General features: G+C 71.7%; 16 protein-coding genes and 1 pseudogene. 7 read left to right on the top strand and 10 right to left on the bottom strand.

Annotated features, from left to right (window positions below; all coding sequences use genetic code 11):
* Together DW299_RS19440 and DW299_RS00720 are read right to left on the bottom strand one after the other, a co-directional pair.
* Positions 1-102, bottom strand: a pseudogene (locus DW299_RS19440) (3-hydroxybutyrate dehydrogenase); the annotation flags it as partial.
* Positions 99-1,478 (bottom strand): MFS transporter, encoded by a 1,380-nt coding sequence (locus DW299_RS00720; RefSeq protein WP_136035285.1) that lies wholly within the window; start codon positions 1,476-1,478, stop codon positions 99-101. The pseudogene DW299_RS19440 and the gene DW299_RS00720, both read right to left, overlap by 4 nt.
* A 104-nt stretch (positions 1,479-1,582) precedes the next feature.
* On the opposite strand from DW299_RS00720, the gene DW299_RS00715 reads away from it, so the two are divergent.
* The gene (locus DW299_RS00715) at positions 1,583-2,497 is read left to right on the top strand and encodes a LysR family transcriptional regulator (protein WP_136033845.1); all 915 of its coding nucleotides are present in this window, start codon (positions 1,583-1,585) and stop codon (positions 2,495-2,497) included.
* On the opposite strand, the gene DW299_RS00710 is transcribed toward DW299_RS00715, so the two are convergent.
* The 7 genes from DW299_RS00710 to DW299_RS00680 form a co-directional block, all read right to left on the bottom strand.
* A complete protein-coding gene (locus DW299_RS00710) occupies positions 2,487-2,990 on the bottom strand; it encodes a GNAT family N-acetyltransferase (protein WP_136035284.1) in 504 nt (167 codons plus the stop codon). The genes DW299_RS00715 and DW299_RS00710 overlap by 11 nt on opposite strands.
* Positions 2,983-3,258 carry a type II toxin-antitoxin system TacA family antitoxin gene (locus DW299_RS00705; RefSeq protein WP_136033841.1) on the bottom strand — a complete coding sequence of 92 codons (276 nt, stop codon included), beginning with the start codon at positions 3,256-3,258 and terminating at the stop codon, positions 2,983-2,985. Before DW299_RS00705 ends, DW299_RS00710 begins: the two co-directional genes overlap by 8 nt.
* Positions 3,259-3,288: 30 nt before the next feature.
* Entirely contained in the window at positions 3,289-3,675 is a 387-nt protein-coding gene (locus DW299_RS00700) for a DUF779 domain-containing protein (RefSeq protein ID WP_136035283.1), read from the bottom strand.
* 115 nt (positions 3,676-3,790) lie between these two features.
* Positions 3,791-5,341: an acetaldehyde dehydrogenase ExaC gene (exaC, locus tag DW299_RS00695; protein WP_136035282.1), complete on the bottom strand. Its 1,551-nt coding sequence runs from the start codon at positions 5,339-5,341 to the stop codon at positions 3,791-3,793.
* A 109-nt stretch (positions 5,342-5,450) separates the two neighbouring features.
* Positions 5,451-6,563, bottom strand: a complete 1,113-nt coding sequence (locus DW299_RS00690) for an epoxide hydrolase family protein (RefSeq protein ID WP_136035281.1) — start codon at positions 6,561-6,563, stop codon at positions 5,451-5,453.
* Positions 6,564-6,572: 9 nt separating this feature from the next.
* Positions 6,573-7,907 carry a GAF domain-containing protein gene (locus tag DW299_RS00685; protein WP_136035280.1) on the bottom strand — a complete coding sequence of 445 codons (1,335 nt, stop codon included), beginning with the start codon at positions 7,905-7,907 and terminating at the stop codon, positions 6,573-6,575.
* A gap of 111 nt (positions 7,908-8,018) precedes the next feature.
* The gene (locus DW299_RS00680; RefSeq protein WP_136033830.1) at positions 8,019-8,585 is read right to left on the bottom strand and encodes a TetR/AcrR family transcriptional regulator; all 567 of its coding nucleotides are present in this window, start codon (positions 8,583-8,585) and stop codon (positions 8,019-8,021) included.
* A gap of 70 nt (positions 8,586-8,655) precedes the next feature.
* On the opposite strand from DW299_RS00680, the gene DW299_RS00675 reads away from it, so the two are divergent.
* The 5 genes from DW299_RS00675 to treZ all read left to right on the top strand — a co-directional run bounded on the left by DW299_RS00675 (position 8,656) and on the right by treZ (position 15,916).
* On the top strand, positions 8,656-9,225 hold the full coding sequence (locus tag DW299_RS00675) for a dihydrofolate reductase family protein (RefSeq protein ID WP_136033828.1): 570 nt from the start codon (positions 8,656-8,658) through the stop codon (positions 9,223-9,225).
* A 119-nt stretch (positions 9,226-9,344) separates the two neighbouring features.
* On the top strand, positions 9,345-9,632 hold the full coding sequence (locus DW299_RS00670; RefSeq protein WP_136033824.1) for a hypothetical protein: 288 nt from the start codon (positions 9,345-9,347) through the stop codon (positions 9,630-9,632).
* Complete coding sequence (glgX, locus tag DW299_RS00665) at positions 9,629-11,806, top strand: glycogen debranching protein GlgX (protein ID WP_136035279.1); 2,178 nt, start codon at positions 9,629-9,631, stop codon at positions 11,804-11,806. The genes DW299_RS00670 and glgX overlap by 4 nt, the downstream gene beginning before the upstream one ends.
* Positions 11,803-14,151 carry a malto-oligosyltrehalose synthase gene (gene treY / locus DW299_RS00660; protein WP_136035278.1) on the top strand — a complete coding sequence of 783 codons (2,349 nt, stop codon included), beginning with the start codon at positions 11,803-11,805 and terminating at the stop codon, positions 14,149-14,151. Before glgX ends, treY begins: the two co-directional genes overlap by 4 nt.
* A gap of 16 nt (positions 14,152-14,167) precedes the next feature.
* A complete protein-coding gene (gene treZ, locus DW299_RS00655; RefSeq protein ID WP_168443045.1) occupies positions 14,168-15,916 on the top strand; it encodes a malto-oligosyltrehalose trehalohydrolase in 1,749 nt (582 codons plus the stop codon).
* Between the two features lie 22 nt (positions 15,917-15,938).
* On the opposite strand, the gene DW299_RS00650 is transcribed toward treZ, so the two are convergent.
* Entirely contained in the window at positions 15,939-17,366 is a 1,428-nt protein-coding gene (locus tag DW299_RS00650; protein ID WP_136035276.1) for a CCA tRNA nucleotidyltransferase, read from the bottom strand.
* 131 nt (positions 17,367-17,497) lie between these two features.
* On the opposite strand from DW299_RS00650, the gene DW299_RS00645 reads away from it, so the two are divergent.
* Positions 17,498-19,869, top strand: a 2,372-nt coding sequence (locus tag DW299_RS00645) for a purple acid phosphatase family protein (protein WP_136035275.1), incomplete at its 3' end; no start/stop codon positions are given.

The raw sequence follows: 19,869 nt of genomic DNA, 5'->3' as shown, positions 1-19,869 counted from the left end.
GGTCACCCGGGCCCCCGCGGCGGCGAACGCGCGCACGCACGCGGCGCCGATCCCGCTCGCTCCGCCCGTCACGAGGGCCCGGCGTCCGGACAGATCCGTCATGCGATGGCCTTCTCCGCGTCCAGCCGTGCCGCGGTGCGCGCCGCGTCCTCGTCGTCGATCGCCTGCAGGGAGATGCCGGTGGTCTCGCGCAGCGACAGCACGGCGATCGCCGTGACCACGCAGGCGATCACGATGTAGATCGCGATCGGCAGCCAGGAGCCGAAGTCGCGCAGCCACTGGATCGCCAGGATCGGCGCGAGCGAGCCGGCGAGGATGGCCGTCACCTGCGAGCCCAGCGAAACCCCCGAGTAGCGCATGCGCGTCGGGAACAGCTCCGCCATCACGGCCGGCTGCGGCGCGTACATGAACGCGTGGAAGCAGAGCCCGATCGTCACCGCGAGCACGATCAGCACCGGGTTGAGGGTGTCGAACAGCGGGAAGGCGAAGAACGCCCACGTCGCGCTGAGGATCGCGCCGGTCAGGTACACGGGCTTGCGGCCCCAGCGGTCGGCGAGCCGGCCGAGCTGCGGGATGACCGCGAAGTGCACCACGTGTGCGATCAGCAGCGCCAGCAGCAGCTGGCTGGTGTCGTACTCGTGCACGGTCTTGAGGTACACGATCGTGAAGCTGACGACGATGTAGTAGACGATGTTCTCCGCGAACCGGAGGCCCATGGCCTGCACGATGCCGACCGGGTAGCGGCGCAGCACCTCGACGACGCCGTAGGAGGTGGCCTTCTCGGTCTCGACCTGGGCCTTCGCCTCCAGGAAGATCGGCGCCTCCTCCACGTGACGGCGGATGTAGTAACCGACGAGGACGATCACGGCGGACAGCCAGAACGCGATGCGCCAGCCCCACTCGAGGAACGCCGCGGAGCTCATGACCCACGAGCTCACGAGCAGCACGAGCGTGGCGAGCAGGTTGCCCACCGGGACGGCGGCCTGCGGCCAGCTCGACCAGAACGCACGCGAGCGGTCGGGGCTCTGCTCCGCGACCAGCAGCACCGCGCCGCCCCACTCGCCGCCGACCGCGAAGCCCTGGATGAACCGCAGGGCCACGAGCATCGCGGGGGCCCAGTAGCCGATGCTCTGGAACCCGGGCAGGCAGCCCATCAGGAACGTCGCGGCGCCGACGATGATGATCGTGGCCTGCAGGGTGGGCTTGCGGCCGAAGCGGTCGCCGATCTGCCCGAACACGATGCCGCCGAGCGGGCGCGCGATGAAGCCGACCGCGTAGGTGACGAAGGCGGCGATGATGCCGTCGAGCGGGGATCCGGTCGCCGGGAAGAAGTAGGTGCCGAACACCAGGCTCGCAGCGGTGGCATAGAGGAAGAACTCGTACCACTCGACGACGGTGCCGGCCATGGAGGCCGCGACGACGCGCTTGAGCTTCGACGGGGGTGCGGCGGTCGGGGATGCAGCAGTGGGGGATGCCATGTCTCTCCTTCGGGTGTCGACGGTGACACCTCCCGACCAGTGTCGGCGGGCGCTGAGGCTGCAGCAATGCCCAGTCACGCGCAGCCCCTGTGCATAATTGCAGAATGGAGGCGACGAGGCGACCCCGGGCTGACGACCTGCTCGTGCTGCTCGCGGTCGCCCGCACCGGTCGCTACACGAGCGCCGCGACGCACCTCGGCCTCGACCACACCACGGTCGCCCGGCGCATCGCCGCCCTGGAAGACGCCCTCGGCGGACGGGTCGTGGCTCAGTCCGCATCCGGATGGGAGCTCACCGACCTCGGGCGCACCGCCGCCGAGACCGGAGGACGCATCGAGGCCGCACTATCGCAGCTCGACGACGGCGGCGGCGACACCCCCGACCCGGTCGCGGGCGTCGTGCGGATGTCGGCCACGGACGGCTTCAGCGCCTACATCGCGGCGCCCGCCATCGCCGACCTGCGCCTCGAGCATCCGCGGCTGACCGTCGAGATCGTCGCCGCGACGCGTCGGGCGGCCGAGCACCGCGCCGGGCTCGACCTGGAGGTGGTGGTCGGCGCACCCCAGACCCGCAGAGCCCACGCGGTGAAGCTCGGCACCTACACGCTCGGCATGTACGCCTCGCGCGACTACCTCGCACGCACGGGCACGCCGGCCACGCGGGAGGAGCTGGAGCGGCATCGCCTGGTGTACTTCGTCGACTCGATGCTGCAGGTGGACGCACTCGACCTCCCGCGCCGGCTCGTGCCCGGGATGCAGGACGGCCTCACGTCGACGAACGTGTTCGTGCACGTGGAGGCGACCAGGGCGGGCGCGGGCATCGGGCTGCTGCCGTGCTTCGCCGCCGACCGCCACGACGACCTGGTGCGACTGCTGCCGTCGGTGTTCGCCGAGAAGCTGCCGTACTACATGGTCGCCCGGCCCGAGTCGCTGCGGCTCCCCGCGGTCGCCGCCCTCGCCGACGCGCTGCGCGCCCGCACCCGCGCCTCCCGGGCGATGCTCGACGGCCTCACCGCCTGAGCGTCGCGCGGGCGTCCTTCGTCAGCAGGTACAGCGTGCGGCGCTCTCCGGGAAAGCCCGTGAAGCCGAAGCGCTCGTAGAAGGGCACGACCTCGTCGCTGATCGCGTGCACCAGGACGGCGTGGATGCCGATCGTGGCCGCGGCCTCCAGCGCACGGAGGGTCGCGTGCTGCAGCAGCGAGGCCCCGAGCCCGAGTCCCGAGAACTCCTGATCGACGGCGAGCCGACCGAGGAGCACGACCGGCACGGACGACGGCATCCCGGCCGACAGCGGACGGGGACCCTCGGCACGGTCGAGCGAACTCGCGGACAGACAGTAATACCCGGCCACCCGGCCTTCGCGCGTGACCGAGACCATCGTGCGCGATGCGCCGCTCTTCTCGTTGCGACGCGCGCGCCCGCGGAGCCAGATATCGAGGCTCTCCACCCCGCACCGGAAGTCGGCGACCGCGTCGCCCACGGCGACCGGCCGCGGCGTGAGGAACTCAGTCAACGAACACAGATTCCCGGTCCAGGAGCGTGCGCAGCCCGTCGATGGACCGCGCCGGGCGGTCCATCACCTCGATGAATGCGTCGAAGCGCACCATGTCGACGAGCATCCTGCGGTCGCGCTGGATCACCTCTTCCGCCCGCTCCACGAGGGCCGCAGCGGAGAAGTCGGTCACCGTACGACCCTCGATGGCAGCCGCCTCCTCGATCGCCGCTTTTTGCTCCGAGGTGACGCGGAACTCCAGGCGGGCGTTCTTCAGGGGAGTACTCATCGCCCCAGTGTACGGCAGATCACCGTACGGTCAGGCGAGCCCGAGAGACAGGAGCTCGGCGGGGTCGAGCATGCGCGAGCGGATGAGGAACCGCAGACCCGTCGGGCCCTCCACGCTGAAGCCGGCGCCGCGGCCGGGGACCACGTCGATCGTGAGGTGCGTGTACTTCCAGTACTCGAACTGCGACGCCGACATGAACACCTCCACGGGCTCGGTCAGCCCCACGTCGAGCCGTCCGAGCAGCACATCGCCCGGACCGGTGAGGAACATCCCCACGGGGTAGCACATGGGCGCGGAGCCGTCGCAGCAGCCGCCCGACTGGTGGAACATGAGCGGACCGTGCTGCGTCGTGAGCTCGCGCACGAGGGCCGCCGCGGGCTCCGTCACCGCGACCCGCTCGGGGGTGCTCTCCGTCATGTGCTCGTCCTTCCGTGGTGCCCGGTCGTCGAGCGAGACCCCGCCGCTCGCGCGTCGCTCGCTCGACGACCGGAGTATCCCGGGCGGACGCTGCCGCGCCCGCCCGGGAGGCGGATCAGAAGAAGCCCATCGGGCCCTCGGCGTACGACACCAGGAGGTTCTTCGTCTGCTGGTAGTGGTCGAGCATCATCTTGTGGTTCTCCCGGCCGACGCCGGACTGCTTGTACCCGCCGAACGCGGCGTGCGCCGGGTACTGGTGGTACGTGTTCGTCCACACCCGGCCGGCCTCGATCGCCCGGCCGGCGCGGTAGGCCGTGTCGCCGCTGCGGCTCCACACCCCCGCGCCGAGACCGTACAGGGTGTCGTTGGCGATCGAGATCGCGTCGGCGAAGTCGTCGAACGAGGTGACCGACAGCACAGGGCCGAAGATCTCCTCCTGGAAGATGCGCATGTCGTTCGTGCCCTCGAACACGGTCGGCTGCACGTAGAACCCGTCGCTCAGGTCGCCGCCGAGGTCGGCCCGCTCACCGCCCGCGAGCAGTCGCGCCCCGCCCTGCTTCCCGATGTCGATGTAGCTGAGGATCTTCTCCAGCTGGTCGTTCGACGCCTGCGCGCCGATCATCGTCGCCGGGTCGAGCGGGTTGCCCTGCACGACCTTCTTCACCCGCTCCAGCCCGTCGGCGAGGAAGCCGTCGTAGATCGAGCGCTGGATGAGCGCCCGCGACGGGCACGTGCACACCTCGCCCTGGTTCAGCGCGAACATCGTGAAGCCCTCGAGCGCCTTGTCGTAGAACGGGTCGGTCGTGGAGCGCGCGACGTCTTCGAAGAACACGTTCGGGCTCTTGCCTCCCAGTTCCAGCGTCACCGGGATGAGGTTCTGCGACGCGTACTGCATGATCAGCCGCCCGGTCGTGGTCTCGCCCGTGAACGCCACCTTGCGGATGCGCTTGTGCTGCGCGAGCGGCGCCCCGGCCTCGATGCCGAACCCGTTCACGATGTTCACGACGCCGGCCGGGATGAGTTCGCCGATCAGGTCGAACAGGAACAGGATCGAGGCGGGGGTCTGCTCGGCCGGCTTGATGACGATGCAGTTGCCCGCGGCGAGCGCCGGCGCCAGCTTCCACACGGCCATCAGGATCGGGAAGTTCCACGGGATGATCTGTCCGACCACCCCCAGCGGCTCGTGGAAGTGGTACGCGACGGTGTTCTCGTCGAGCTGGCTGATGCCGCCCTCCTGCGCCCGCAGGACCCCGGCGAAGTAACGGAAGTGGTCGATCGCGAGGGGGATGTCGGCGGCGAGGGTCTCCCGCACGGGCTTGCCGTTCTCCCAGGTCTCGGCGACCGCGATGGCCTCCAGGTGCTGCTCCATCCGGTCGGCGATGCGGTTCAGCAGCACCGAGCGCTCGGCGGGGCTGGTCTTGCCCCAGGTGGCGAACGCCTTCCACGCCACGTCGACCGCGCGGTCGACGTCTTCGCTCGTGCCGCGGCCCACCTCGGTGAAGGGCTTGCCGTTGACCGGGCTGATGTTCTCGAAGTACTGACCCTTCACGGGCTCGACGAACTCGCCGCCGATGTAGTGCCCGTACCGGGGGCGATAGGTGGCCACGGCACCGGGCTGCCCCGGAGCGGCGTAGGCGAGGGACACGTCTTCTTCGACGATGGTCATGGGGTCTCCTTCGACGGGTGGGCCGCGGCCTCGATGCTCAGCGGCTGTCTCCGACGGTAGGCGGCTCCCCGTTGCAGCCCCGTGCGCAACGTTGCAGGAGGTTGCAGCCTCAGGGGAGCGCGGCGAGGAAGGCGCGGAACCGCTCGACCATCGCCCCCGGCACCTCGGCGATCGTGAAGTGCCCGCCGTGCTCGAGCCGCTCGAACACGCGCAGGTCGCGGTAGTAGCCGCGGGCGAGCCCCTCGGGGTAGTCGTGCTCGTGGCGCTGGATGAACACCGCGGCGGGGACCGTGACCGGCGGCATCGGGGCCGGAGTGTCGGCGCCCTCGTAGTACGGCCGGAAGGAGCTCGCGATGCTCTGCGTGACCCAGTAGATCATCGCCTCGGTGAGGATGCGGTCGCGCGAGATCGCGGCCTCCACGGCCGCCGGGTCGTCGCCGTCAGTGTCGGCCCACTCCGACAGCTTCTCGGCGATCCACGCGAGCAGCCCCGCCGGGGAGTCGTTGAGCGCCGCGGCCAGCGTGTCGGGCCGCGCCCACTGCACGTGCCCGTACGACCCGTTCGGTCCGTGCTCGGCGTCGAGCCGGGCGAAGAACGCCTGCACCTCCGGGTCGTCGCTGGCCGCCCGCTCCTCCGGCGTGCCGAAGTGCGCATGGGTCGCGACGATGCCCGCCACCTGCTCGGGGTATGACGCGGCGATCAGATCGCTCACGTTCGCCGAGACGTCTTCTCCGTAGGTGACGTAGGAGTCGTAGCCCAGCACCTCGGTCATCAGCCGGTGCATCGTGGCGGCGAAACGCCGCTCGTCGGCCGGACCGTCGGCGTAGGGCTGCGAGAACGCGAAACCGGGCAGGCTGGCGACCACCACGTGGACGTCGTCGAGGAGCGCCGCGGCGTCGAGCTGCAGCGCGAACGTGTGCGGCCAGCCGTGCATGAGGAGCAGCGCCGGGGCGTCGGGCCGCTCGGAGCGCAGGTGCGCGAAGTGGACGTCGGTGCCGTCGACCTCGGCGAGGAACTGCGGGAAGCCGTTGAGCCACTCCTCCCGGGCCCGCCAGTCCCACTCCGCCCAGGACTGCACGAGCTCGCGCAGCCAGGCCGCGTTCATGCCGGAGCGCATGCGCCGGGGTGAGTCGTCGAGCAGCCGCGCGCGTCGAAGGCGGGCGCGCAGATCGTCGAGCACCTCGTCGGACACGTGCACCCGGAACGGACGGATCTCGGTCATGCCCGGACGCTACGCGGGGCCACCGACAGCGCGTTCGATGCGGGTGACCAGGCCCGCCCGCCGCGGCGAGCGCGCGGGCAGCATCTCCAGCGCGAGCCGCAGCACCTCCGCGTCTTCCCGCCCCTCGGGGATGTCCGCGTACGCGAGCAGCACGTCGAGACTCGCCTCCGACAGCATCGCCTCCCGGAGCGCGGCGCGCACGGTGTCGCGGAACTCCTCCACGCCCGGTGAGGTCGACTCGGGCAGCACGGCACCGCGGTAGGCGGTGAGCGCGACGCGGTGGGCGCCGCGGTCGAGCAGCGACAGCACGTCGTGGGCGTCGGTCTCGAGCGGCACAGGCAGCCGGTACGGGCGGGACTCGGGCACCAGGTCGGGAGCCGTGCGCTCCAGCACCTTCCGCAGCCGCACCATCTCCGGGCGCAGGGTGTCGGGCGACACGTCGGGCCCGTACACCAGCTCGCACAGCCGTTCGGCGGAGAGCCCCTGCCGGTGCACCGCGAGCATCAGGAGGATGGCGGCGTGCCGCGCGCTCAGCTCGATCACCGCCTCCTCGTGCGCGGACTCCGTCTCCAGCCGCGCGCGGTCGCGGCCGAGCACGTGCAGCCGCGCGCGGGCGGTCGCCGTCGCTCGGGGCTTCGGGGAGGGACGGCTGCGCGGGGATTCGGCGCGCCGCCGCAGCCGGGCCACCATCAGCTCGGACTCGACGGCACGGGCGGTCGCGTCAACGAGCAGCCGGGCCTGCGGGGTGACGACCTCGGCGCCGCCGGTGATGTCGATCACGCCGAGCACCCGCTGGGTCTCCGGGTCGCGCACGGGCGCCGCGCTGCACGACCACGGGTGCACGAGCCGGTTGTAGTGCTCGGCGCCGCGGATCTGCACCGACTGCCCGAGGGCGAGCGCGGTGCCCGGTGCGCTGGTGCCCACGGCGGACTCCGACCAGTTCGCCCCCGCCACGAAGCCCATGCCGTCGGTGAGGGAGCGCAGCTGCGCGTCGCCCTCGATCCACAGCAGCCGCCCGGCCTGGTCGCCGACGGCGATCACGACCCCGGAGTCCTCCGAGGAGCCCGGCAGCAGCAGGGCACGGATCAGGTCCATCGCGGAGGCGAGCGGATGCGCGAGGCGGTACTCCTCCAGCTCCTCGGCGTGCAGGTCGAGCGGCGGAAGCCCTTCCGGTCCGACGCGACCCCGCCATGACCGCTCCCACGACTCCCGGACGAGCGGGCGCACCTCCTGCAGGCGGCGGTCGTCGAGGTTCCCGGCGATCAGCTCCTCGTGCGCACGCTCGACGAGCAGGCGCGGGGCCTCGGGGAGAGACCCGTGGGTTCCCTGCCACGGTGCAGACACGCGATCTCCTTCGTCGAGAACGGGCGTGCCCTCAGTGTAGGAGCGTTGGACCTGCGGCGGAATATCGCCTCGCGCCCCCGCGGGACTCCTCCCGGGCAGGGGCTCGAAGGCTCAGCGGAGCAGGCCCGCGACCAGGGCGTCGATCACGGCATCGGTCGAGGTGTCGGGGTCGATCGGGGTGGTGAGGCGGTCGAGCAGGAGGCCGTCGATCGCGTAGTGGAACAGGGCGATCTCCGCGCGTCCGCCGGGCAGGCCCGCCGCGGTGTTGAAGGCCACGTCGGCGTCGAAGCCCGCGCGCTGCCACGCGCCGAGCACGGCCGCGAGCTCGGGGCGCCGGGCGCTCTCCAGGCGCAGCTCGAACAGGGCGAGCGTCACGTCGCGGTCGCCGGTGAGCCGACGCACGATGTCGCGCACGTAGTCGGCGAACAGCGCGGGGCCGGGGGTGCCGGCGGCGCGACGCTCCAGATCCTCGGGGGTCGGAGCGAGCCGTTCCCCGATGCGGTCGACGAGTCCTTCGATCAGGGCCTCGCGGCTGCGGAAGTAGTTCGACGTGGTCCCCGTGGGCACCTGCGCCTCGACGTCGACGGCCCGGTGGGTGAGTCCGCGCGAGCCCTCGCGGGCCAGCACCGTCAGCCCGGCGTCGGCGATCACGCGGCGACGCGACTCGTTCTTGACCATGCCTCGACCCTAGCGCAATCACTACGGCTGTTGTAGTCTCAACCGCGACAGATGTAGTGATTGGAGAATCATGCGAGAACTCGTGTACTACGTGGCCGTCACGCTCGACGGCTTCATCGCCGGCCCAGGCGGAGAGTTCGACGCCTTCCTCGTCGAGGGCGACCACATGGACGGCATCAACGCCCGGTTCGCCGACACGATCCCCACGGTCGCCGCCGAGGCGCTGGGCATCGAGCAGCGCAACGACGTGTTCGACACCGTGCTGATGGGCTGGAACACCTATCAGGTGGGCGGCCTGCCGAGCCCGTACCGGCACCTGCGCCAGATCGTGTTCAGCCGCGCGCACACGGCCGAGGCCGAGAACCTGGAGGTGACGGCGGAAGACCCGGTCGAGGTCGTTCGCCGGCTCAAGCAGGAGGACGGCAGTGCGATCTGGCTGTGCGGAGGCGGCGCCCTCGCGGCCACCCTCGCCGACGAGATCGACCGGCTCGTGCTCAAACGCCAGCCGCTCCTCTTCGGCTCGGGCATCCCCCTCTTCGGCGAGCGCCCGTATCGCCCCGAGCGGTTCGACGCCGTGGAGACGACCGCGTACGAGTCCGGCGTCGTGTTCTCCGATTTCGAGAGGCGCCGCGAGAATTGAGCGCCCGACGGCCCGGAGGGCGGGTCCCATACCCCCTCCCGGCCGCCCTGGCAATGGCGTTCTCCGAATCCGTCCCGCTTCCTATCGTGAGGTCACACCCACGAGTCAGGAGAGACGCCATGAACGTCGAGACCCCCATCCCCACTGGCTCCCCGCAGCGCACGCAGACGCCTCCGTCCGCCGGTGCCGCTGAGCAGTCCTGCGAGCGGATCGACTTCGACAGATATGTCGTCGACCCCGCCTCGCCCGTGGGTTACATTGACGTCGTGCCGCCCCTCTACGTCTGCTACCTCGGTCACCCCTATGCGCGCGCCGTCGAGGTCGCGCAGGTCTACGAGTTCGACCACGCCGTCGGCATCGTCAGCGCCATGGCCGCCGGTTCGCGCCACCACGCCCTCGCCGGATGAGCCGCGAGATCTGGCCGGGCGAGGCCTACCCGCTGGGCGCGACGTTCGACGGACAGGGCACCAACTTCGCCCTCTTCAGCGAGGGCGCGGAGAGCGTGGAGCTCTGCCTGTTCGACGACGACGGCACCGAGACCCGGGTGCCACTCACCGAGGTCGACGCGTACGTCTGGCACGGCTACCTGCCCACCGTGCAGCCGGGGCAGCTGTACGGGTATCGCGTGCACGGCCCGCACGACCCCGCGCAGGGCCGGCGCTTCAACCCGAACAAGCTGCTGCTCGACCCCTACGCCAAGGCCGTCGCCGGCGACATCGACTGGGGGCAGTCGCTGTTCGGCTACGACTTCGGCGACCCCGACTCCCGCAACGACGACGACTCCGCCGCCGCGATGGTCAAGGGCGTCGTGATCAACCCGTTCTTCGAGTGGGCGGGCGACCGTCGCCTTAAGACCCCGTACGCCGAGACCGTGATCTACGAGGCGCACGTGAAGGGCCTCACCCAGCGTCACCCCGAGATCCCGGAGGAGCTGCGCGGCACCTACGCCGGCATCGCCCACCCCGCCGTCGTCGAGCACCTGCAGCGCCTCGGCGTCACCGCGCTGGAGCTCATGCCCGTGCACCAGTTCGTCAACGACTCGGTGCTGCAGGACAAGGGTCTGTCGAACTACTGGGGCTACAACACCCTCGGGTTCTTCGCCCCGCACAACGCCTATTCGGCGACCGGTCAGCACGGCCAGCAGGTGCAGGAGTTCCGCGCCATGGTGCGCACCCTGCACGAGGCCGGCATCGAGGTCATCCTCGACGTGGTCTACAACCACACCGCCGAGGGCAACCACCTCGGGCCCACCCTCTCGATGCGCGGGATCGACAACGAGGCGTACTACCGCCTGGAAGAGGACCGCCGCTACTACACCGACTACACCGGCACCGGGAACAGCCTCAACGCCGGCAACCCGCACGCCCTGCAGCTGCTCATGGACTCGCTGCGCTACTGGGTCACGGAGATGCACGTCGACGGGTTCCGCTTCGACCTCGCCTCCACGCTCGCCCGCGAGTTCTACGACGTCGACCGCCTCGCCGCGTTCTTCGAGCTCGTGCAGCAGGATCCGGTGGTGTCGCAGGTCAAGCTGATCGCCGAGCCGTGGGACGTGGGGCCCGGCGGCTATCAGGTGGGCAACTTCCCGCCGCAGTGGTCGGAGTGGAACGGCAAGTACCGCGACACCGTGCGCGACTTCTGGCGCGGCGAACCGCAGGCGCTGGGCGAGTTCGCGGCCCGCCTCACCGGCTCGGCCGACCTGTACGAGCACTCCGGACGGCGGCCGGTCGCGTCGATCAACTTCGTCACCGCGCACGACGGCTTCACGCTGCGCGACCTCGTGTCGTACAACGACAAGCACAACGAGGACAACGGCGAGGACAACAACGACGGCGAATCGCACAACCGCTCCGACAACAACGGCGTCGAGGGCCCGACCGACGACGTCGAGGTGAACCGGCGGCGAGCGCGCCAGCAGCGCAACTTCCTCGCCACGCTGCTGCTGTCGCAGGGCGTGCCGATGATCTCGCACGGCGACGAGCTGGGGCGCACGCAGCACGGCAACAACAACGGCTACGCGCAGGACAACGAGCTCACCTGGATCGACTGGGACGCCGCCGACCTGCCGCTCGTGGAGTTCACCGCCGCGGTCGCACGACTCCGGCGCGAGCACCCGACCTTCCGCCGCAGCCGCTTCTTCGACGGGCGACCGGCGAGCGCGGACGACGGCGAGCGGATCCCGGATGTCGTCTGGCTGCGGCCCGATGGCGGCCCGATGGCACCGGAGGACTGGGACTCGGGTTTCGGACGCTCGGTGGGGATGTTCCTCAACGGCCGCGGCATCCGCGAGAACGACCGCCGCGGCCGCCCGGTGGAGGACGTGAACTTCCTGGTGTACTTCAACAGCGGAGACGAACCCGTCGAGCTGGTGCTGCCCGACGAACGCCACGGCCGCGAGTGGTCGGTGGCCGTCGACACCGCCGGCGCGATCGACGACACCCGGCCGCTCGATGCCCGCGCCACGATCCCGCTGGAGGGCAAGGCCATGATCGTGCTGCGCGAGATCGACGGCGAACCCCTCGCGACCGACGACTCCGTAGACGCCTCGCTGCGCTCGCAGAGCGAGCAGGCCGACGCATGACCCGACGGCCACTGTCGACGTACCGCCTGCAGATCAGCCGGGACCTCCCGCTCGACGCGGCGGCCGAGCTCGCGCCGTACCTCGCCGACCTCGGGGCCTCGTGGGTCTACGTGTCGCCGCTGCTCGCGGCCGTGCACGGCTCCACCCACGGGTACGACGTGGTCGACCACACCCGCGTGGACGCGGACCGCGGCGGCGAGGCCGGTCTCGAGCGCTTCGCCGCGGCCGCGCACGACGCGGGGCTGGGCGTGCTGGTCGACATCGTGCCCAACCACGTGGGCGTCGCGGTGCCGCGACAGAACCCGTGGTGGTGGGAGGTGCTGCGGCTCGGGCGGCAGACCAGGCGCGCGGCGGCCTTCGACATCGACTGGGCGGCCGGCGGCGGACGGATCCTGCTGCCGCTGCTCGGCTCCGCGCCCGACGAGGCCCGCGCGAACGGCGAACTCGTGGTCGACGCGACCCCGGCCGCCGACGCCCCCGACGGCGTGCTGCGCTACTTCGAGCACGAGCTGCCCCTCGCCCCTGGCACCGCCGCGCTCGCGGACGACCTGCCGCGACTGCTCGCCGCCCAGCACTACGAGCTGCGGTACTGGGAGGACCAGAACACCGACCTCACCTACCGGCGCTTCTTCGCGGTGTCCGAGCTCGCCGGGGTGCGGGTGGAGCTGCCGGACGTGTTCGCCGACTCGCACCGCGAGATCCTGCGCTGGCTGCGCGAGGGGCTCGCGGACGGGCTCCGCGTCGACCACCCGGACGGCCTGGTCGACCCGGGCGGCTACCTGGAGCAGCTGGCCGACGCGACCGGTCGCGCGTACACCCTCGTGGAGAAGATCCTCGAGCCGGGCGAGGCGCTGCCGGCCTGGTGGCGCACGGACGGCACCACGGGATACGACGCGCTGGCCGAGCTGGACCGGCTGTTCGTCGACCGCGACGGCGTGGCCGCACTCGACCGCCTGGACGCACGACTGCGCGCCGAGACGGGGCTTCCGCCCGCACTGGCATGGCCCGACCTGATCCACGACACGAAGCGGATGATCGCGGACACCCTGCTGGTCGCGGAGGTGCGGCGCCTCGTGCGCACCCTGCCGCGCGGCATCGTGCACGCCGACGACGCCCTCGCCGAGCTGGTCGCGTGCTTCCCGGTGTATCGCGCCTATCTGCCCGAGGGCAGCGAGCACCTGCGCGCGGCGTTCGCGGAGGCGCGGCGGCGGCGCCCCGACCTCGACGCGGCGTTCACCGAGCTCGAACCCCTGCTGAGGGACACGTCGCTGGAGGTCGCGCAGCGGTTCCCCCAGGTGACCGGCGCTGTCATGGCGAAGGGCGTGGAGGACACCGCGTTCTACCGGTACACGCGGCTGGGCACGCTCACGGAGGTCGGGGCCGACCCGTCGATCCCCGCGGTCACGGTCGAGGAGTTCCACGAGGCGCAGCGGGCCCGGCTCGCCGCCTGGCCGTACTCGATGACCACGCTCTCCACGCACGACACCAAGCGCTCGGAAGATGTCCGGGCGCGGCTCGCGGTGCTGTCCGAGGTCCCGGAGCGATGGGCCGAGGTGCTGGAGGAGCTGCGCGCCGTGGCGACCACGGGCCACGGTCCGCTCGACGCCCTGCTGTGGCAGGCCGCGGTCGGCGCGTGGCCGATCCCGTCCGAGCGCCTGCTGGCGTACGCCACCAAGGCCGCGCGCGAGGCGGCGGAGCGCACCACCTGGCAGCGCCCCGACGCCGCGTTCGAGGAGGGTCTCGCGGCCGTCGCCCAGGCCGTCGAGGGCGACGCCGCCCCGATCCTCGACCGCTTCGTCGCGGAGATCGCGGGCCACGGCCGCTCGAACTCGCTCGCCGCCAAGCTGCTGCAGCTCACCGGCCCCGGCGTGCCCGACGTGTATCAGGGCTCCGAGCTGTGGGACCTGTCGCTGGTCGACCCCGACAACCGTCGTCCGGTCGACTTCGCGCTGCGGGCGCGGATGCTGAGGGAGCTGGATGCCGAGGTCGCCCGCGGCATCCTCCCGCCGATCGACGACTCCGGCGCCGCGAAGCTCCTGGTCACCTCCCGGGCGCTGCGCCTGCGCCGCGACAACCCGGAGCTGTTCCGCTTCTACCGCCCGGCCGTGGTCGAGGGGGCGGCCGCCGAGCATGCCGTCGCGGTGCACCGCGGCGGGGCGACCGCGATCGCGACGCGGTTGCCCGTGGGCCTCGCGCGGCGCGGCGGCTGGGGCGACACCGTGATGATGCGGCCGGACATCCCCGGGACCGACCTGCTGACCGGGCGCCGCATCGCCCCGGGGCCCGTGCGGCTGGCCGAGCTGCTGGACACGTATCCCGTGGCGCTCATCGAGCTCGCGCGGTGAGGGGAGCACGGTCGTGATGGAGGTGTGGGCTCCGCGGGCACGGCGGATGCGGCTGCGGCGGCTCGCGGCCGACGGCACCGCGACCGACACGGAGCTCACGGCTGCGGCCGACGGCTGGTGGCGGGGCGACGGCATCCTGGCGGACGGCGAGCGCTACGGCTTCCTGATCGACGACGACGCGCACCTGCGCCCCGACCCCCGGTCGCGGCGGCAGCCGGACGGCGTGCACGAGGCCTCGGCCGCGTTCGACCCCGCCGCGTTCGCGTGGACCGACAGCGACTGGACCGGAAGGCAGCTCGCAGGCGGGCTGATCTACGAGCTGCACCTGGGCACGTACACACCCGAGGGCACGCTCGACGCGGCGGTCGCCCGGCTGGACCACCTGGTCGAGCTCGGCGTGACCCACGTCGAGCTGCTGCCCGTGAACGCCGTCAACGGGCGGTGGAACTGGGGCTACGACGGCGTGCTCTGGTTCGCGGTGCACGAGGAATACGGCGGCCCGGCGGCGTATCAGCGCTTCGTGGACGCCGCGCACGCCCGGGGCCTCGCCGTGGTGCAGGACGTCGTGTACAACCACCTCGGCCCGAGCGGCAACTACCTGCCCCTGTTCGGTCCGTACCTGCGCGAGGGCGACAGCACCACGTGGGGCGACTCGGTCGACCTCGACGAGCCGGCCGTGCGGGCGTACATCATCGACAACGCCCTGATGTGGCTGCGCGACTTCCACGTCGACGGCCTGCGGCTCGACGCCGTGCACGCCCTGCACGACACCCGGCCCGTGCATCTGCTGCGCGAGCTGTCGGAGCGGGTCGACGCGCTGTCGGCGCAGCAGAACCGTCCGCTCACGCTGATCGCCGAGTCCGACCTCAACGACCCGACGCTGATCCTGCCGCGCGAGGCCGGAGGGTACGGGCTCACGGCGCAGTGGTCGGACGACTGGCACCACGCGGTGCACGTCGCGCTCACCGGCGAGACCACGGGCTACTACGAGGACTTCGCATCGCCGGAGGCCGTGGCGAAGGTCACCGACCGGGGCTTCTTCCACGACGGCACGTTCTCCACGTTCCGCGACCGCCCGCACGGAGCACCGATCCCGCCCGAGGTCCCGTCGTGGCGGCTGGTGACCTTCGCGCAGGATCACGACCAGGTCGGGAACAGGGCGGCGGGCGACCGGCTCTCCGCCACGCTCTCGCCCGACCGCCTCGCGGTCGCCGCGGTGCTCACGCTCACGGCCCCGGGCACGCCCATGCTGTTCATGGGCGAGGAGTGGGGGGCGACCACGCCCTGGCAGTTCTTCACGTCGCACCCGGAGCCGGAGCTGGGCCGCGCGGTCGCGGAGGGCCGCACGGCCGAGTTCGCGCGCATGGGGTGGGATCCGGCGGCGGTGCCCGACCCGCAGGACCCCGACACCTTCGCCCGCTCGCACCTGGACTGGGCGGAGGTCGAGCGACCCGAGCACGCGCGACTGCTGCGCCTGTACCGCGACCTCGCGCGACTGCGCCGGGAGCGGCCGGAGCTGACGGAGCCCGACACGACGCACGCGAGGGTCGAGGTGCGCGCCACCGACGGCCGCCCGGAGCATCGCGTGTACCGCATCGACCGGGGGGCGCTGTCGGTGCTGGTGAACCTCTCCCCCGCCCGGGCGGTCTTCGCGGTCGCGGACGAGGCGGTGGAGCTCGTGTCGACCGGAGCCCACACGCGCGCGGACGGCCTGCTCACGCTGCCGCCGGACAGTGCCGCGGTCGTGGGTCCGCCGCTGCACTGAGCCCCGCACGGGGAGGGGGCGGTCAGCCGCGGGCGGCCCACCATTCGCGCAGGCGCTGCTCGGCGACCTCCGGCCCGAGCACGCCCTCGTCGAGGCGCAGGTCGAGCAGGAACTTGTACGCCTCGCCCACCTCGCGGCCCGGGCGGATGCCCAGCACCTCCTGGATGCGGTTGCCGTCGAGCTCCGGGCGGATCGCGTCGAGCTCCTCCTGCTCGCGCAGCGCCGAGATGCGCGACTCGATGTCGTCGTAGGCCGCGGAGAGCCGGGCGGCCTTGCGCTTGTTGCGCGTGGTCACGTCGGCCCTGGTGAGGATGTGGAGGCGCTCCAGCAGGTCGCCCGCGTCGCGCACGTACCGGCGCACGGCCGCGTCCGTCCAGGTGCCCTCCGCGTAGCCGAAGAACCGCAGGTGCAGCTCGATCAGGGCGGCGACGGCGTCGGTCGTGGCGGTGTCGAAGCGCAGGGCCTGCAGGCGCTTGCGGGCCATGCGCGCGCCGACCACGTCGTGGTGGTGGAAGGTCACGGCCCCGCCCGGTTCGAGCTTGCGGGTGCGCGGCTTGCCGATGTCGTGCAGGAGGGCGGCGATGCGCAGCGGCACGTCGGGCGCGGCGCCGGGGTGCCGGGAGTGCTCCAGCGCGATCGCCTGGCGCAGCACCGTGAGCGAGTGCTCGTACACGTCCTTGTGGTGGTGGTGCTCGTCGACCTCGAGGCGCAGCTCGCTGACCTCGGGCAGGAACTCCTCGATGAGGCCGGTGTCGACCAGCACGCGGATGCCGCGCACCGGGTCGTCGGTCTGCATCAGCCGCACGAGCTCGGACTGGATGCGCTCGGGGCTGACGATCGCCAGGGTCTCGCGGAGCTCGGTGATCGCGGCGGCGGTGTCGTCGTCGACGCGGAAGCCGAGCTGGGCGCTGAAGCGGGCGGCCCGCAGCATGCGCAACGGGTCGTCGCCGAACGACACCCGCGGGTCGGCGGGCGTGCGGAGGACCCCGGCCACCAGATCCTCCACGCCTCCGGTCGGGTCGATCAGCTTCACCGCCGGCACCTGGAGGGCCATCGCGTTCACGGTGAAGTCGCGCCGCACGAGGTCGCCGTCGATCGTGTCGCCGAACTCGACCGTGGGCTTGCGGGTGACCCCGTCGTAGCTGTCGGCGCGGTACGTCGTGATCTCGACCTGCTCGCCCCGCACGCGCGCGCCGATCGTTCCGAACGCGCGACCGATGTCCCAGTGCGCCGAGGCCACGGGCTTCACGATCGCGAGGATCTGGTCGGGCGAGGCGTTCGTGGTGAAGTCGAGGTCGTGCGTCTCCCGGCCGAGCAGGGCGTCGCGCACCGGTCCGCCCACGACGGCGAGCTCGAACCCGGCCTCAGCGAACGCCTGCGCGAGGGTGCGGACGACGGGATTCTCGGCGAGCGCGCCGAGACGGGCGAGGCCGTCGGCCATGTTGAGCATGGGTTCCAGCGTACCGGGGCGCCCGCGTTCACCTCCCCGTCGTCTCGGCGTCAGGTGACGGTCATCCGGCTTCGATGGGCTGGACGGGCCCCGTGCGGCTGAGCACGGAACCCCACCCACGAAGGACTGACATGACCTCCCCCACCCCTGCGGTGCGGTGGCGGCGTCGCGGACTCACGTCCGTCGCGCTGCTCGCCGTGCTCGGCGGCGCCGTCGTCGCTCCCGCGGCCCTCGCCGCACCCGACCCCGAGGTGCCCACCGGCTCGCTCATCACCGGCGACACCGCCTGGCACTATCTCGACGACGGCACCGACCCGTCGCCCGCCCCTGCCGCCCTGCGCGACTGGACCCTGCCCGCCTTCGACGACAGCGCCTGGAAGACCGCTCCGGGCAGCTTCGGCGCGAAGAACGGCAAGCTCGGCGCTGTCGGGCCGCAGACGCCGAAGACGCTCCTGAACCACTACCTCGACGGGGTGAAGGCGCCCACCGTCCCGACGTACTTCTTCCGCACCACGTTCGAGCTCGAGGCCGGCGTCGCCGAGCAGGTCGCAGCCCTGCAGAGCACCGTCACCTACGACGACGCGCTCGTCGTGTGGATCAACGGCACGGAGGTCGCGCGCTACGTCGACGGCCGCATCACCGACACCACCAACGTCGAGTACGCGGGCGACTCCAACGGCGACCCGCTCACCAGCACGTTCAGCGCCGAGGGCGCACTGCTGCACGACGGCACCAACACCATCGCGGTGTCGCTGTTCCAGGACCGCGCCACCAGCTCCGACATCTACTTCGACATGTCGTCGCTCACGCTCGTGCCCGCGTCCGACCCGGGCACCCCGGTGATCGCCCCGCCCACGCGCGTGATCCTCACCCCGACCGAGCGGCCCGAGGTGTCGCAGTCGTTCTCGTGGCTCGCGGGCGACGCCTCGCACACGGTCGGACAGGTCGAGATCGGCGCGGCGGCCGGCGGTGAGACGCGCGTCGTCGACGCGTACGACGCGGGGGTCGTGAACGGCAACCCGAACAAGCACTTCTCGGCCACCGTGACCGGACTCACCCCGGCGACGGAGTACCGCTACCGCGTGGGTCTCCCCGGCAGCTGGAGCGACTGGTTCACCTTCCGCACGGCCGACCCGAACGCCACCGACTTCCAGTTCCTGTACTACGGCGACGCCCAGATCGGTCTGGACACCACGTGGCCGAGCGTTGTGAAGCAGGCCGAGGCGAACGCACCGCGCTCCATCGGCTCCGTGCACGCGGGCGACCTGATCAACACGTCGAGCAACGAGAACGAGTGGCTCAACTGGTTCAAGGGCATGGAGGACTCGGCCGTCCGCACCAACGTGATGGCGGCCCCCGGCAACCACGAGTACTCCGGCGACAAGCTGCTCACGGCGTGGAAGGCCGCCTTCGAGTACCCGCACAACAACCCCTCGATGAGCTCGATCGGCGCCCTGGCCGACCTCGCGAAGGGCGACTCCCCCGTGGCGCAGCAGTACCGCGCGTTCTTCGAGCACTGGAGCGCGTTCGCCGCGGAGACCGCGTACTACACCGACTACCAGGGCGTGCGCTTCATCACGCTGAACGCGACGCGCGACACGACCTTCCTCACCCCGGCCGGCCTCCCGTCGTGCTCGGGCGCGGACTGCCCGTCGTCGCAGATCGGCACGCTGTGGACGCGGTTCCAGGCGGCGTGGCTCGACCTGCTGCTGCAGAACAGCCCCTCGAAGTGGAACGTCGTGACCTTCCACCAGCCGGTGTTCTCGGCATCGGCCGGCCGTGACGAGCCGGTGCTGCGTGCCGAGTGGCTGCCCGTGTTCCAGCGCAACGACATCGACCTGGTGCTGATGGGCCACGACCACACGTACGCCCGCGGCTACGTGAACACCGACGCGACCGACACCCCCGGCCTCACCACGGGACCCGTGTACGTGGTGTCGAACTCGGGCGCGAAGCACTACGACCTGGAGACGCCGGAGAAGAACGTCTGGACCAACAACGGCGCCACCCAGGTGCTGCGCGGCGAGGGCGTGACCACGTACCAGGTGATCGACGTGTCGAAGAACCAGCTCGTGTACCGGTCGTACCTGGCGGAGAAGACGGCGTCCGCGTCGACCGACCTGCCCGTGGGCGCCGTGTACGACACGTTCACGGTGACGAAGTCCGACGCGGGCGAGAAGTGGGTGACCGAGGCCGGGGTCACTCCCCCGGTGACCGAGGAGCCGGAGCCCGAGCAGCCCGCGTCCGTCGAGCTGGGCGCGACCACGGTCGCGGCCGGCGGCACGGTCACGGTCTCGGGCAGCGGCTTCGCGGCGGGTGCCGAGCTGCAGCTGGAGCTCCGCAGCGACCCGGTGTCGCTGGGCACGGTGACGGCCGCGGCCGACGGGTCGTTCTCCCGCACCGTCACGATCCCCGCGGCCACCCCGGCCGGTGCGCACACGCTCGCCGTGATCCTGCCGGACGGCACCGAGGTCACGGCCGCGATCACCGTGACCGCGGCCGT

The organism is Microbacterium sp. K35, assembly GCF_004794375.1.
In the GTDB taxonomy this organism is placed as follows: domain Bacteria; phylum Actinomycetota; class Actinomycetes; order Actinomycetales; family Microbacteriaceae; genus Microbacterium; species Microbacterium sufflavum.
This window is presented reverse-complemented; position numbering and strand designations above follow the sequence as displayed.

What these genes read in the sequence shown, in the direction of transcription:
- exaC (WP_136035282.1), bottom strand. Translation starts at nt 5,341, where the DNA reads ATGACCATCGTCGAAGAAGACGTGTCCCTCGCCTACGCCGCTCCGGGG.
- DW299_RS00650 (WP_136035276.1), bottom strand. Translation starts at nt 17,366, where the DNA reads ATGCTCAACATGGCCGACGGCCTCGCCCGTCTCGGCGCGCTCGCCGAG.
- treZ (WP_168443045.1), top strand. Translation starts at nt 14,168, where the DNA reads ATGGAGGTGTGGGCTCCGCGGGCACGGCGGATGCGGCTGCGGCGGCTC.
- DW299_RS00715 (WP_136033845.1), top strand. Translation starts at nt 1,583, where the DNA reads ATGGAGGCGACGAGGCGACCCCGGGCTGACGACCTGCTCGTGCTGCTC.
- glgX (WP_136035279.1), top strand. Translation starts at nt 9,629, where the DNA reads ATGAGCCGCGAGATCTGGCCGGGCGAGGCCTACCCGCTGGGCGCGACG.
- treY (WP_136035278.1), top strand. Translation starts at nt 11,803, where the DNA reads ATGACCCGACGGCCACTGTCGACGTACCGCCTGCAGATCAGCCGGGAC.
- DW299_RS00705 (WP_136033841.1), bottom strand. Translation starts at nt 3,258, where the DNA reads ATGAGTACTCCCCTGAAGAACGCCCGCCTGGAGTTCCGCGTCACCTCG.
- DW299_RS00670 (WP_136033824.1), top strand. Translation starts at nt 9,345, where the DNA reads ATGAACGTCGAGACCCCCATCCCCACTGGCTCCCCGCAGCGCACGCAG.
- DW299_RS00700 (WP_136035283.1), bottom strand. Translation starts at nt 3,675, where the DNA reads ATGACGGAGAGCACCCCCGAGCGGGTCGCGGTGACGGAGCCCGCGGCG.
- DW299_RS00675 (WP_136033828.1), top strand. Translation starts at nt 8,656, where the DNA reads ATGCGAGAACTCGTGTACTACGTGGCCGTCACGCTCGACGGCTTCATC.
- DW299_RS00690 (WP_136035281.1), bottom strand. Translation starts at nt 6,563, where the DNA reads ATGACCGAGATCCGTCCGTTCCGGGTGCACGTGTCCGACGAGGTGCTC.
- DW299_RS00680 (WP_136033830.1), bottom strand. Translation starts at nt 8,585, where the DNA reads ATGGTCAAGAACGAGTCGCGTCGCCGCGTGATCGCCGACGCCGGGCTG.
- DW299_RS00720 (WP_136035285.1), bottom strand. Translation starts at nt 1,478, where the DNA reads ATGGCATCCCCCACTGCTGCATCCCCGACCGCCGCACCCCCGTCGAAG.